10 protein-coding genes are annotated in these 13,251 nt (G+C 57.9%); 8 read left to right on the top strand and 2 right to left on the bottom strand.

Annotated features, from left to right (window positions below; all coding sequences use genetic code 11):
* Positions 1-43 precede the first annotated feature (43 nt).
* On the top strand, positions 44-820 hold the full coding sequence (locus GA0061102_RS26240; RefSeq protein WP_092854662.1) for an SDR family oxidoreductase: 777 nt from the start codon (positions 44-46) through the stop codon (positions 818-820).
* Positions 821-1,359: 539 nt separating this feature from the next.
* Here GA0061102_RS26240 and GA0061102_RS26235 read toward each other — a convergent pair.
* Positions 1,360-1,605: a hypothetical protein gene (locus GA0061102_RS26235; protein ID WP_092854660.1), complete on the bottom strand. Its 246-nt coding sequence runs from the start codon at positions 1,603-1,605 to the stop codon at positions 1,360-1,362.
* A 33-nt stretch (positions 1,606-1,638) separates the two neighbouring features.
* Between GA0061102_RS26235 and GA0061102_RS26230 the strand changes: the two genes are divergently transcribed.
* Together GA0061102_RS26230 and GA0061102_RS26225 are read left to right on the top strand one after the other, a co-directional pair.
* On the top strand, positions 1,639-2,280 hold the full coding sequence (locus GA0061102_RS26230; RefSeq protein ID WP_092854658.1) for a dihydrofolate reductase family protein: 642 nt from the start codon (positions 1,639-1,641) through the stop codon (positions 2,278-2,280).
* Positions 2,281-2,754: 474 nt separating this feature from the next.
* Positions 2,755-5,013, top strand: coding sequence for a bifunctional diguanylate cyclase/phosphodiesterase (locus GA0061102_RS26225; RefSeq protein WP_092854656.1), 2,259 nt, complete (start codon positions 2,755-2,757; stop codon positions 5,011-5,013).
* A 285-nt stretch (positions 5,014-5,298) separates the two neighbouring features.
* On the opposite strand, the gene GA0061102_RS26220 is transcribed toward GA0061102_RS26225, so the two are convergent.
* Positions 5,299-6,444 carry an ROK family transcriptional regulator gene (locus GA0061102_RS26220; RefSeq protein ID WP_092854654.1) on the bottom strand — a complete coding sequence of 382 codons (1,146 nt, stop codon included), beginning with the start codon at positions 6,442-6,444 and terminating at the stop codon, positions 5,299-5,301.
* 200 nt (positions 6,445-6,644) lie between these two features.
* Between GA0061102_RS26220 and GA0061102_RS26215 the strand changes: the two genes are divergently transcribed.
* From GA0061102_RS26215 to GA0061102_RS26195, 5 genes are all read left to right on the top strand, one after another.
* Complete coding sequence (locus tag GA0061102_RS26215; RefSeq protein ID WP_092854652.1) at positions 6,645-7,922, top strand: ABC transporter substrate-binding protein; 1,278 nt, start codon at positions 6,645-6,647, stop codon at positions 7,920-7,922.
* 120 nt (positions 7,923-8,042) lie between these two features.
* The gene (locus GA0061102_RS26210; protein ID WP_092854650.1) at positions 8,043-8,918 is read left to right on the top strand and encodes a carbohydrate ABC transporter permease; all 876 of its coding nucleotides are present in this window, start codon (positions 8,043-8,045) and stop codon (positions 8,916-8,918) included.
* Positions 8,918-9,769, top strand: a complete 852-nt coding sequence (locus tag GA0061102_RS26205) for a carbohydrate ABC transporter permease (RefSeq protein WP_092854648.1) — start codon at positions 8,918-8,920, stop codon at positions 9,767-9,769. Before GA0061102_RS26210 ends, GA0061102_RS26205 begins: the two co-directional genes overlap by 1 nt.
* 39 nt (positions 9,770-9,808) lie before the next feature.
* Positions 9,809-10,960 (top strand): ABC transporter ATP-binding protein, encoded by a 1,152-nt coding sequence (locus tag GA0061102_RS26200; RefSeq protein WP_092854646.1) that lies wholly within the window; start codon positions 9,809-9,811, stop codon positions 10,958-10,960.
* A 17-nt stretch (positions 10,961-10,977) separates the two neighbouring features.
* Complete coding sequence (locus GA0061102_RS26195; protein ID WP_092854644.1) at positions 10,978-13,119, top strand: beta-galactosidase; 2,142 nt, start codon at positions 10,978-10,980, stop codon at positions 13,117-13,119.
* The last annotated feature ends 132 nt before the right edge of the window (positions 13,120-13,251 follow it).

Genomic DNA, 13,251 nt, shown 5'->3' with positions numbered 1-13,251 from the left:
TCATCGCTGGATTTTCCGGACCAAGCTGAAAGAGGGAAACTGAATGCCAAATCGCCTTTCCGGAAAACGGATCCTCATTACCGGAGCCGCGCAGGGCATCGGATTGGCAATCGCCGAGGCTTTCGCCGCGGAAGGTGCAAGCATCTTTCTTGTTGACCGCGACGAGGCCCTGCTGGAACAGTCCGCGCGCAGACTGAAGGGAGATGGCGCTCACGTTGGCCATCAGGCTGCCGACATCACCGATGTCGAGGCCGTGCGCGCAGCCGTGGCTAAGGCGGCCGGCGAGATCGGCAGCATCAATGCGCTGGTCAACAATGCAGGTGTCAACGTCTTTGCGGAACCATTGCAAACCACGGACGAGGACTGGGAGCTGTGCTTCGATATCAACCTCAAGGGTGCCTGGAACTGCTGCCGATCCGTTCTGCCTGATATGATCGCCCGCGGCGGCGGGGTTATCCTCAACATCGCCTCGACGCATGCCTTCACGATCATTCCGCACACGTTTCCCTACCCGCTTGCCAAGCACGCCCTCCTTGGCATGACCAAGTCACTGGGGATCGAATATGCAGCAAGGAATGTGCGGGTGAACGCCCTGGCGCCGGGCTATGTCGAGACCCAAAAGGTCATCGACTATTGGAAGAATTTTCCCGATCCGGAGAAGGCAAAGGCGCAGACCATGAAACTGCACCCGGGCGGGCGCATTGCCACGCCACGGGAGATCGCACTTGCCGCGGTCTTCATGATCTCGGACGAGTGCCCCTTCATGAATGCCACCTGCCTGACGGTCGACGGTGGCCTAAGCGTGCTGCAGCATCAATGACAATTGAAGCGAAGGCAGCGGGCCGAACATAGAGACGAGCGCTGGCTCGGTTTGCCTGCCCAGGCACCAGGTGTTTTCGCCGTCCATACTTTCGAGGCAGAGCATATTCTCGTGCCCGAACACAATCGGGAAAATCGAGAGGCCTGCTCGAACACGCGGGCGAGCTAAACTAAGGACAAAGTGACAGCACCAGTTCCGGCCAAAAGTCTTCTGGTATTCGCCTTTTGCAAAGGAGCCAAGCGAATCTGGGTATTCATTAGGCTCCGCTGATTGACTAAATAACCGCCCTTCAACGCAAAGGATCGAGATGTCGGAACATTCGCGGGTGCTAGAGTCGACAAGACGTTGCATATCGGACCGAAAGCCAAACGGAGCCATTATCTACATAGTGGTTGCAATCGTTGCGGTTATCGCCGGAGCGACTTCGGGGCACCACGAGAGCCCACTGCCGCCCAAGGCGCAGCCTGTAACGGTACTTCAGTAAATCGACTGAGCGGCCGGGCAATTCGCTTGGCTGGGCCCAAGGATTGGCGTGTCGCTTATGTCCAGATAAGTTCCCGGTTACTCACCGTCAGTGCGATCCCTTTACCGACGACATAGATATCGATCTGCAAATGCCGTTCGACCGACATGCAATCAAGGAATTGCCTGCCGATCAGAATGTCACATCGATCCCTAGCGCTGGGCGATGCCAGGTGATCGAGCACCACGCCCCCATATCGAAATCCAGGTTGAGCTTCCAAAAAAACTAATTGCACGACAAAATCAGTTGTGTCAGCCTGCATCTGATTTCAAAATGCAATCAGATGGAGGCTGATATGGCTCGTGTGCGCGTAGCGGCATTTTCTCTCTCGATAGATGGCTTCGGGGCCGGACCGGAACAAAGCCTGAACGACCCTTTGGGCAAGCGCGGACCGGAATTGTTTGAGTGGTTTTTCCCGACCCGGACATTCCAGGCGATGTTCGGTAAAGAGGGCGAATCGGAAGGTGTCGACGCGAAATACGCATCGTCGGGAAATACCGGCTTTGGTGCCTTTATCCTCGGCCGCAACATGTTCGGCCCGATCCGTGGCGAATGGCCCGATGAAAACTGGAAAGGCTGGTGGGGCGACAACCCGCCCTATCACGCGCCGACCTTCATCCTCACGCACCATGCCCGCGAGCCTATTGTCATGGAAGGCGGCACGACCTTTTACTTCGTGACCGGCGGCATCGAGGAGGCACTGGAACGGGCAAAGGCGGTTGCCGGCGATAAGGACATCAAGATCGGTGGCGGTGTCAGTACGGTGCGCCAGTATCTTCAAGCGGGATTGATCGACGAAATGCAACTCGCCATCTCGCCGGTCGTTCTCGGCAAGGGCGAGGCCATGTTCGCAGGCATTGACCTGCCGGCCCTTGGCTTTTCCGTCACCGCCCATGAGGCCGGCGAACGCGCCACTCACATCGTTCTGTCCAAGTAAGGTCTATCTGCGTCGCCGCCGCAGGCGGGCGCCGCGCCGGCGAGCGGTATCGGTAACGATGAGATCAGCCGGAGGGATGCTTCTTTGCTACCGGACAGGAGCTTGCACTGATCTGCGCCAACAAAGTCGCTGAATAGACTACATCTGAAGAGCGCCCCGACTTCCCGCCAGCGTGCTTGCCGCGTGAGCAGTACGGGTTGCGCGGGTGTTGTCATCTTGTGAGCTGGCGGCCTCGGCGAGGTGTTCGGATATCTGACCTAGCGACGCATGCATGCCTTCGGGCCTTTGCGTTCCTGTTTCGGTTCGGTCAGTGCCGCGGTATAGGTCGGAGCCTTGTCGCTGTTGACGACCGTCGACTTTTTGCGATCCCCTAAGCCGCCGAGCATCGTTCCCGGTAATGGGCCTGCAGCCGGTTAGTGTTGCCTTAAAGAAACTCTGCAAGACTGCAGACTTGACCTTCAAAACGGCAATCTGATGAAGCTTCGAAGAGATCCAAAGATATTGCGCAGCTTCGCGAACTCTGCGGTCAGTAATACGAGCGCATTTGCCCCTGCAATATTTGCGGCAATCATTGCAATCATCGTTGTATGGGTTGCAACGAACTGGCGGTTAGAGCGATCGCTGGCCGATGAACGATCAGTTGTGGCGGGTGAGCTTGCTACCATATCATCACGGCTACAAACGAACCTCAACAGCAATGTGAAGCTGTTGCAAGGGCTTGCGGCAGGTATCACAGTCAATCCGGCAATGGACCAAAACGCCTTCTCCAAACTTGCCGCACAGATCTTACAGCCCGATTCACAACTGCGAAGCTTTGCCGCTGCACCCGGCATGGTGGTCAAATGGGTTTATCCAGAACGAGGAAACGAAAAGGTCATCGGACTCGACTACCGAACGAACGAAAAGCAACGGGATAGCGCGATGCTGGCGCGCAACACCCACAACATTGTTCTGACCGGCCCCGTGGAACTTGTCCAAGGCGGGACCGCTTTCGTCGTGAGGTGTCCGGTTTACATCAACGACGGAACAAGCCAGGTTTTTTGGGGACTTCTTTCTGGAGTCATAGACATATCAAAGCTCTACCAGGATAGCGGCCTTGGATCGACCGACCTTGAGATTGCCATCAGCGCCGTCCCGGATCCGAACCTGCCCAAGCAAGTTTTTCTCGGCGGTCTAGAAACGTTTTCAAAACAACCTGTCGCGGCGTCCGTTGATATGACGTATGGCCGATGGACGCTAGTCGCTGTGCCAGCAGGTGGATGGGGCCAAAACAATGGCATAGCCACATTCGAGATTTTCGCGAGCCTGTTGGCTTTATGTGTCGTTGCGCCGATCGTTTGGGTTGGCCTTCTGACTAAATCACGCCAAAGAACCATTGAAAAGCTTCGCCTTCACAAGAAAAAGCTCGTCCGAGCGCGGCAACGGCTGGAGTACCTATCGTTGCATGATGCGCTAACGGGGCTTCCCAATCGGCGATTTGTTGACCAAATGATCTCGCAACCACGGAGACCTGGTCCAAAAGATTGCCTGATCCTTATTCACATAGACCTGGATCGGTTCAAAGAGATCAACGACACGAAAGGACATATCGGAGGCGATGCGGTCTTGCAGACGACGGCTTCGCGCCTTGCCGGCCTGACTGGTCCGAACGATGTTGCAGCTCGGATTGGTGGAGATGAGTTCATCTTTGCCAGCTGGAGCGACAATCCCGGGTCCAAAGCAAACGAATTGGCCCAACAGATCGTTGCCACCCTTCAGCAGAGCCTCTTCATTGACGGCTCCGAGTGCCTGGTCGGTGCAAGCGTCGGTGTCGCCTGGGAAAACGAACGTGCGGACGTCCGAGACCTCGGCCAATTGCTACAAAGTGCTGATTTGGCTCTGTACGAAGCGAAGAAGACTGGCCGCGGCCGTGCGGTCCTCTTCACCGAAGAGCTTCGTAGCGCTGCAATCCGTTCGAAGGAATTGGCGGACGAATTCAACAATGCGCTCGATCGCGACGAACTGGTCGCATTCTTTCAGCCGCAGTTTAACGCAAACACGTTGGATATTGCCGGCGTCGAAACACTTGCCCGTTGGAATCACCCCATAAGAGGCCTGCTCGGACCAGACAAATTTCTTGGCGTCGCCGAAAGCCTAGGGCGTTCCGGAGACATGGATCGGCTCATCCTTCAAAAAGCGCTGTTCGAGATGGCAAGATGGGATGCCCTTGGAATGCACATCCCGCGCGTCTCAGTCAATATTTCAGCACGTCGGCTGGCGGAGCCAAATCTGCTTGCCGAGCTTTCCGCACTGCCCTTGGCGAGGGGACGCCTGTGTTTTGAACTGCTGGAGACGATCTCCTTCGACGATCTCCAGCCTGTTCTCAATCAGATCATTCCAGCGGTGAAAGAGCTTGGTATCGAAATCGAGATCGATGATTTCGGCACCGGGCATGCCAGCATTGTCAGCCTACTCAGATTCGAGCCACGAAGGCTCAAAATTGATCGAGAAATTATCAAGCCGATTGTAACGTCACCGTCTCAACGTCGCCTGGTCTCCTCTATTATCGAAATCGGCCGGTCGCAGAACATCGACATTGTTGCGGAAGGCGTGGAGACAATGGAGCACGCCAAAATCCTGAGGGATCTTGGCTGCCATCTATTGCAAGGTTACGCCCTGGCTCGACCAATGACCTCGAAGCATTTGATCGAATTTTGCCGCACGAAGGACGTTGGATTCGCACAGGCGGGATAAAAGCGACATCATGCTTTCCGCCGCCGCACTCCAGTTGAAGTGCGCCTCGGTTGCCGAATATGTTCGATCTGAACGGCCACCAGCAGAAATTCTATGCAAGATGGACGCGGAGGTGACGAGAATAGCGTTAAATCGCTCCGCCGGTCAATTTCCCAAGCGAACTGCGCTATTGCGATGGTTCGACGTCAAGCGCAAATAACGAAAAGGCGCATGTGTCCGGAGCCGATGCGCGACTTTCTCGAACATATGATGCCCCTATAATATGAACCATCCGCTCCGGTGCCGCTATTCGACGTCGAGATCAAAGAAATGCTGGGTCGCCAGAGCGGCGGCACCCCGCGCCCAGGAACCCGGCACCCAATCCGGAAGCAATTCGGGCGTATTCAAGAAGACATATTTTGCCATCGAGCGTCGGATCGGCTCGAGAATCGCATCGCCGAACTGCATGGCTTCGCCACCAGCAATCAGAACCTCGGGGTCGAACAAGTTTACGAGATCCGCCAGGTGACGCCCAATCAACTCCCCCGCTTGCGCCATGGTCTCGAGGGCATCCGCATCGCCACCCTCGATCGCGGCGGCGTATTCATCACGCGTTGCCTTTGCGCCTCGGCGCAGACCCCACTCGTCGATCATCGCGGCCTCTGCCGTATGGGCCTGAAGGCAACCCTTTCGTCCGCATTCGCAAAGCCGACCACCTGGAACCGTGATGATGTGACCAAGCTTCCCCGCAAGACCATGGCTTCCGTGATAGATCTCGCCACCCATGACCAGCGATGACCCAACCCCTGTACCGACTGCGATCGTCGCGAAATTGCTGTAGTTGCGGCCAGCTCCGAAAAGCCGCTGCGCGACGGTGAAGGCACTGATATCGTCATCGATCCAGACCGGGATATTGACCCGCTCACGCAGCAATTCGGGAAAGGCGAGATTGCGCCAGCCAAAGCGCGGGCTCTGGATGCAGATACCTTTGACTGCGTCGACCTCGCCAGGGATGGAAACGCCGACGCCCATCACGGGTGAGCCGGCGCGATCAGCATCGGCCAGAAGCCTCGGGATCGCCGTCGCAATGGCCTCGACCATCGTTTCCGGCAACGTGTCTGGCACCGGCATGTCGAAAGAGGCAATTGGCGTCGTCGCCAGATCGGTCAGAACACAATCAATGCTATCGTGGCGTAGCTTGAAGCCGACCGCCAGATGGCCAGCGTAGTTGATGTCAACCGGTATCGGCCGACGCCCCGTTGCACCCGGCTGCGTCTTTCCTTCGACGACGAGCCCCTCCTCGATCAGTTCCGTGACCACGAAGGTCACGGCCGCCGGGCTGAGGCCCGTCACCGTGGCGATCTCGGCACGCGGCATCGGTCCGCGGTTTCGCAGCAGGTTGAGGATGAGCCGCCGGTTGAGAGCTCTGGAGGTACTTGGGTTGCCGCGCACGATGATCCTTTAAATTAATTTTGTAAATTAACTATTGTTGCCTCCCGCAAGATACGGTATGCAATAGCCCATGGCAATGGAGGAATATCCGCTTGTGGTCGCATAAGCGGAAATGCCGGTTTATTGCGTAATTTCTGAAGGTTAGCGGCCGTTCACATCTGTGGACGGGGTTGGATTTTATGTGCCTCGGGAGGAAGTAGATGGCATCGAAGAACGAAATTTCACTCATCAATGCAATCAGGGCGTCTCGGCGTCAGTTCATAATCGGCACGGGTGCTGCCCTGGCTGCTACCACGCTCTATCGCCCGGCAATTGCCAATGGCGGCGAAGTGACGATCATCTCGGATATCGGCAACGCCGACCAGCGGGCGGTCCTAGAGCGCATCGCTGCCGATTTCACCAAGAAGACGGGGACGAAAGTCACCATCAACAATATGGACCATGAAGCCCACAAGACGGCTATCCGCAGCTACCTTGTCGTCGGCGCCCCCGATATCTGCTTCTGGTTCTCCGGCAATCGAATGAAGGCTTTCGTCGATCGCGGGCTGTTTGACGACATTTCCGATCTGTTCGCGAAGGAAGGTTACAGCGACAAGCTGGGCGCCACCATGACGGCCGTCACCGTCAACGGCAAGCAATACGGCCTGCCCCTTGGCGGCATTCTCTGGGGTCTTTTCTATCGCAAGGACATTTTCGCCGAAAAGGGTTGGACGGCACCGAAAAACTGGGACGACTTCCTGAAATTCGGAGAGGCGGCGAAATCCGCCGGCATGATCCCAATCAGCATGGGCACGAAGGAACTATGGCCGACCGGCGGCTGGTTCGACCACATGAACCTGCGCATCAACGGCTTGGATAAGCACCTTGCCCTGATGGAAGGCAAGATCCCTTACACGGACCCGATGTTGAAGCCGGTCTTCGACAAATGGGAAGAGCTCCTCAAGGCCAATTTCTTCTCCGCAAGCGGGCCGTCCTTCGGCTGGGAACAGGCCGGCGCCGCTCTGGCGCAGAAGAAGGCGGCGATGATGGACCTTGGAGGCTTCATCAAGTCCGCATTTCAGCCGAGCGACCATGACCAGCTTGCCTTCGCCCCCTTCCCGGAAATCGTTCCCGGCATCGAACGCTATGAGGATTTCTCCGTCAACTCGGTGCATATCCCGGCCAAGGCGAAGAACCGGCAAGGTGCCCGCGATTTTCTCGCCTATTTCTACCAGCCGGAAAATCTCGGCGCGTTCCTCGAAGCCGAAGGCGCCATCCCGCCGCGCAGTGATTGCCCGCCAAGCAAGGATCCGATGGTCAATGTCGCGGTGGAGTCGCTCAAGACCGTGAAGGGAACGTCGCAATACTACGATCGCGACACCGATCCGGATATGGCGCAGGACGGCATGAAGGGCTTTCAGGAATTCACGGTCAAGCCCGAGCGGCGCGACCAGATCCTGGCGCGGCTCGAAAAGACCCGCGCGCGCATTTTCAAATAGTCCTCCCGGACCAAGCCGCGGCGGGTCGTGGGTCTTGCGGCCCGCTGCGCCCGCCGCGCCTGTCATCAAAAGCAGCACTTGCTGAAGCGCCTCGAGTTATCGAACCAAAAAGTCTGAGCCATGTGGAAAAAGCACAGGAACTGGCTGACGCCCGTCCTCTTTATTGTGCCGGGATGCATCCTGTTCGGGACGATCATCATCGCCTCCTCGGCGGAATCGGTCTGGATATCGTTCTTCGATTGGGACGGCGTCGGCCAGAAGACCTGGGTGGGATTGGCGAACTATTCCGAACTCCTTTCCGACCCCCAATTCTACGTTTCACTAAAGAACAACCTGATATGGCTTGCCATGTTCATGGCGGCACCGCCGCTTGGACTGGCGCTGGCGCTGCTCGTCAACCAACAGATTAGCGGCATGCGGATATTGAAGTCGCTCTTCTTCATCCCGCTGGTGCTGGCAACAGTCACAGTCGGCGTCGTGTTCGGCTGGGTCTATGACCCGAATTATGGGCTCCTTGCTCTGATCTTCGGTCTTTTCGGGGCGACGGCACCGGCACTGCTTGCCGACGAGCATTTCGTGACCTTTGCCATTGTCGCCGCCGCGCTCTGGCCGCAGATCGCATTTTGCATGGTGCTCTTTCTCGCCGGCCTCAATAATCTGAGCTCCGATATCATCGGGGCAGGACGTGTCGATGGCGCGCGCGGTTGGAACATGCTCTGGCACGTCGTTCTGCCACAGTTGCGCCAGGTGGGTTTCATTGCGCTTGCCGTGACGGTCGTCGGCGCCTTGCGATCCTTCGACATGATCGCGGTGATGACATCGGGCGGCCCGTTCGGCTCGTCGGAGGTGCTGGCCTACCAGATGTACGAACAGTCGATCTTCTCCTATCGTTTCGGCTACGGCGCTGCGATCGCCACCGTCCTCTTTGCAATCATGATCATTTTCATCACCTGGTATCTGCGTGTCATGGTGCGCATGGAACGGGAGACGCGCTGATGTATCCTCGCCCTATCCCAGACGAAAAGCCCGCGCTTCGCGGCCTTTATACCGGCTTCGTCGGCCTGATCCTCATACTCTGGCTGCTGCCGCTTTTTGCCGTCATGCTGACTGCTTCCAAGACGGCCGATGAAATCATGGCCGGCAAATACTGGAGCTGGCCCGAGCACTTCAATCTCATCGAGAACTTCCAGTCGGTGTTCCAGCAGACGAACATGTGGGGCTATTTCATCAACAGCCTCATCATCACCCTGCCCTCGGTGTTGCTGGTTCTCGTGTTCTCGACGCTGACCGGCTACGTGCTTGCGCGCTATAATTTTCGCGGCAATGGGCTGCTCTTCTCGCTCTTCGTCGGCGGCAACTTCCTGCCCGCGCAGATCATGATGATCCCGGTGCGCGACCTCATGGTCTCGGTTGGCCTCTACGACACCTATTTCGCATTGATCATCTTCCATGTCGCCTTCCAGACCGGCTTCGCGACCCTATTCATGCGCAATTTCATCGCGGCGCTCCCCGACGAATTGTTCCAGGCCGCGCGTGCGGAAGGGGCATCTCCCTGGCAGACCATGCGCCATGTCGTCATACCGCTGATGCGGCCGGCGCTCGCAGCGCTTGCGATCCTGATCTTTACCTTCGTCTGGAACGATTATTTCTGGGCGATCGTGCTCACCCAGAGCGACGTCGTGAAACCGGTGACGGCAGGCCTGAACAACCTCAGAGGCGAATGGACGTCAGCCTGGAACATCGTGGCGGCGGCAACATTGTTCGTCGCCATCCCCCCGGTCCTGATGTTCTTCCTGATGCAAAAGCATTTCATCGCAGGCCTCACCATGGGCGCCGTCAAGGGCTGACCTTTCCGGCATTGTTGGAGACGATTTGGAGTATCACTGATGACCCACGTACAACTGATCGATATCGACAAATATTATGGTGGCTACCACGCCCTGCGTTCGGTGAACCTTTCCGTCGACAAAGGTGAATTCATCGTCATGGTCGGCCCCTCCGGCTGCGGCAAGTCCACCACACTGAAGACGATTGCCGGCCTTGAGACCATCAGCTCCGGCGAGATCTGGATCAACGGCCGCAACGTGACGCGCGAGGAGCCGGGCGACCGCGGCATTGCCATGGTCTTCCAATCCTATGCGCTGTATCCGCACATGACGGTTGCCGAGAATATGGGTTTCGGCCTGAAGATGGCCAAGCGTCCGCAAGCCGAGATCGAGGCTGCCGTTAAGCGCGCTGCCGATATCCTTAGAATATCCGACCAGCTTGACAAGCGCCCGAAGCAGCTTTCGGGCGGCCAGCGCCAGCGCGTCGCCATCGGCCGCGCCATTACCCGTTCGCCGGAAGTTTTCCTCTTCGACGAGCCGCTCTCCAATCTCGATGCGGCGCTGCGCACACAAATGCGCGTGGAGCTTTCGACGCTGCACCAGCAGCTCGGCTCGACGATGATCTACGTGACCCATGATCAGGTCGAGGCCATGACCATGGCGAGCCGCATCGTCGTGTTCAACAAGGGCATCATCGAGCAGGAAGGCGCGCCGCTTAACCTCTATCACAATCCGGCAAACCAATTCGTGGCCGGCTTTCTCGGCGCACCACGGATCAATTTCATCAACGCAAAGCTCGTTTCCCTTCGCGACGGCTTGGCTGAAGTCGCGCTCGAGGGTGGCGGCACGACGATCCGCGTTCCTGTGGGCGATGCCAGCGATATCAGGGCCGAGGCGAGCCTCACGCTGGGCATCCGGCCGGAATCGCTGAAGATCGGCTCATCCGCTGCCGACGCCGCCATTTCATTCGACGGCAAGGTCCGGCTCGTCGAACAACTCGGCCGCGAAACCATTCTCTACGTCGACGCAGGTCCGCTCGCCACGGTCGGCTCGGAAAGCGGCACGTGCAATTTCACCGTTCAGCTCGGCAACGCGACCGGGTTTTCAGCCGGCGAGCAGATCAAGCTCTCCGCTTCCACATCCTCCCTCTACCTCTTCGGTCCCGATGGCAGAACCATCAGCCGGCCGAAGCCCATCATTGCCTCTCTGTAAAGAAAGCTTGTGATTTCATGAAAGTTTTGGAAAGAAAACCGCTGTCGGTCTGGCGGACGCTCAATCTCGACGGCTTCATGGTCGGTGTGCCGCATTATCCCGAACATGTCGATGAGAGCTATTGGGAACGCGATGCCGAACGCATGGCAGCCGCCGGTTTCAACGCCGTTCGCATGGCGGAATTCGCCTGGCATATCATGGAGCCGCATGAGGATCATTTCGATTTTTCGCTCTTCGACAAGGCGATCGCCGGCCTGGCCAAACACGGCATCAAGACCATCCTTTGCACACCGACGGCAACACCGCCGCGCTGGCTGACGGCAAAATACCCCGAAGTCCTGCGCGTCGATGCCAATGGCAGGCAGGCAAGCCATGGATCGCGCCAGCATTGCGACACGACAAGCCCGGTGCTGCGCCGACACAGCCAGCGCATCACCCGTGCGATGGCCGAGCATTACCGGGACAATCCTCACGTCATCGGCTGGCAGACGGATAACGAACTGAACACGACCACGTCCGAAAGCTACTCCCCATCGGCGCTCATCGAGTTCCAGAAATTCTGCCGCGCGAAATACGCGACAATCGACGCGCTGAACTTTGCCTGGGGCGGCGATTTCTGGGCGACAGCCTATCAAAGCTTCGACCAGATCGTCTTCCCGAAGCCGATGAATCCATCCTTCTCGAGCCCCGGTCATGTGCAGGACTATCACCGCTTTCTCGCCTTCGCCACGGCCCTCTTCCAGCACGATCAGGTGGAAATTCTAAGAGCTACCAATCCCGCATGGTTCATCTTCCATAATCTCGGCAACCTCGCGGACATCGACTTCCGCGGCCAGTTCGGCCAGGATCTCGATTTCATCGGCTTCGACATCTATCCCTTCCTCTATGACGAGATGCGTCGCAGCGGCGGGCATGCGATCACGCAAGCCTTTCATCTCGATCAGTGCCGCGCCTATTCCGGCAATTTCATCGTTCCAGAACAGGCCTCGGGCCTCGGCAGCCAGCCGGGCTTTTCCTCATCCGTTCCCGAACCGGGCGAGATGCGCCGCATGGCGATGACCTCGGTCTCGCGCGGCGCAGACGGCCTGATGTTCTTCCGCTGGCGTCCCGCGCATTTCGGCGCCGAGATCTATTGGAACGGCATTATCGACCACGATGACGTTCCGCGTCGCCGTTACGAGGAAGCCAAGCAATTCGCGTCGGACATCCGCAAGATCGAGGACAAGCTTCTCGGCACGACGGTTCGCATGGACATTGCCATCGCCGGAGCGGATTTCGACAATCAGGAAGCCTACAAGACCTATGCGATCGGCCTGCCGAGCCCCATGCAGGACGCTGCCCATCTGCACCGCGCCTGCTACAAGGCAGGCATCGCCTGCGGCTTCATCCATCCGGAAGACGATCTGTCGCGCATCAAGGCTCTCTACGTTCCCCATTGGGTCATGTGGAAGCAGGAGTGGTCGGCAGCGATGGAGAAATTCGTCACCGATGGCGGCACGCTCATCCTGTCGGCGATGACGGGAACCCGCGACGACAACAACCACATCATCCGCACTCAGGCGCCGGGCACGGCACTTTCGAAGCTTTCGGGCGTGCGCGTCTACGAATTCGGCCCCGTCTCCGCTCCAGGTGCGGACGGGCTGTTCACCGGTTTCCGCGAGGGCGGCATCGGCAGCCACCAACCCTCGCCACGTCCGGCAGCGACGTCGGCCTCACGCAAATATGCCTATGCGATCGGAAACCGCCAGCTGGAGGCTGGGCACCTTTACGAGAAGCTGGAAACGACCGCGGATACTGAGATCATCGGCCATTGGTCCGACCGCTTTCTGGAAGGCTCTCCCATGCTGACGCGGCGCCGGCATGGCAATGGTCAGGTCTATTATCTCGGCACCTATCTGACCGAGCCGCTTGCTGAAACTATCCGCGATATGGTGATTGGCGACGGTGTGGTGATGCCCCTGGTGCAGGACCTGCCGGCGGGTGTCGAAGTGTCGCTGCGAGAAGGTGAAGGCAGGAAACTGCTGTTCGTTCTCAATACGGAGCATGAACCGAAGACCGTCAATCTGCCGGCGGGTATCGATCTGCTGACCGACAAGGCTATATCGGGCACGACCGAACTTAGCGGCTATGGCGTACTGGTGATCGAACAATCGGCCTGACACGCCAATGAAATGCAGGCGCCGAGGATAAATCTTCGGCGCCATGACACATGGGTTGGAGGTGCTCGATCCTCAGGGCCTGCCTTTAGGCTAGGGAAATTGCCGCTATTCAAGCCTCCTCCTATTTTCAAG

Source organism: Martinezella miluonensis, from assembly GCF_900094545.1.
Lineage (GTDB): Bacteria > Pseudomonadota > Alphaproteobacteria > Rhizobiales > Rhizobiaceae > Rhizobium > Rhizobium miluonense.
This window is presented reverse-complemented; position numbering and strand designations above follow the sequence as displayed.

What these genes read in the sequence shown, in the direction of transcription:
- GA0061102_RS26215 (WP_092854652.1), top strand. Translation starts at nt 6,645, where the DNA reads ATGGCATCGAAGAACGAAATTTCACTCATCAATGCAATCAGGGCGTCT.
- GA0061102_RS26240 (WP_092854662.1), top strand. Translation starts at nt 44, where the DNA reads ATGCCAAATCGCCTTTCCGGAAAACGGATCCTCATTACCGGAGCCGCG.
- GA0061102_RS26200 (WP_092854646.1), top strand. Translation starts at nt 9,809, where the DNA reads ATGACCCACGTACAACTGATCGATATCGACAAATATTATGGTGGCTAC.
- GA0061102_RS26235 (WP_092854660.1), bottom strand. Translation starts at nt 1,605, where the DNA reads ATGCAGGCTGACACAACTGATTTTGTCGTGCAATTAGTTTTTTTGGAA.
- GA0061102_RS26210 (WP_092854650.1), top strand. Translation starts at nt 8,043, where the DNA reads ATGTGGAAAAAGCACAGGAACTGGCTGACGCCCGTCCTCTTTATTGTG.
- GA0061102_RS26225 (WP_092854656.1), top strand. Translation starts at nt 2,755, where the DNA reads ATGAAGCTTCGAAGAGATCCAAAGATATTGCGCAGCTTCGCGAACTCT.
- GA0061102_RS26205 (WP_092854648.1), top strand. Translation starts at nt 8,918, where the DNA reads ATGTATCCTCGCCCTATCCCAGACGAAAAGCCCGCGCTTCGCGGCCTT.
- GA0061102_RS26230 (WP_092854658.1), top strand. Translation starts at nt 1,639, where the DNA reads ATGGCTCGTGTGCGCGTAGCGGCATTTTCTCTCTCGATAGATGGCTTC.
- GA0061102_RS26195 (WP_092854644.1), top strand. Translation starts at nt 10,978, where the DNA reads ATGAAAGTTTTGGAAAGAAAACCGCTGTCGGTCTGGCGGACGCTCAAT.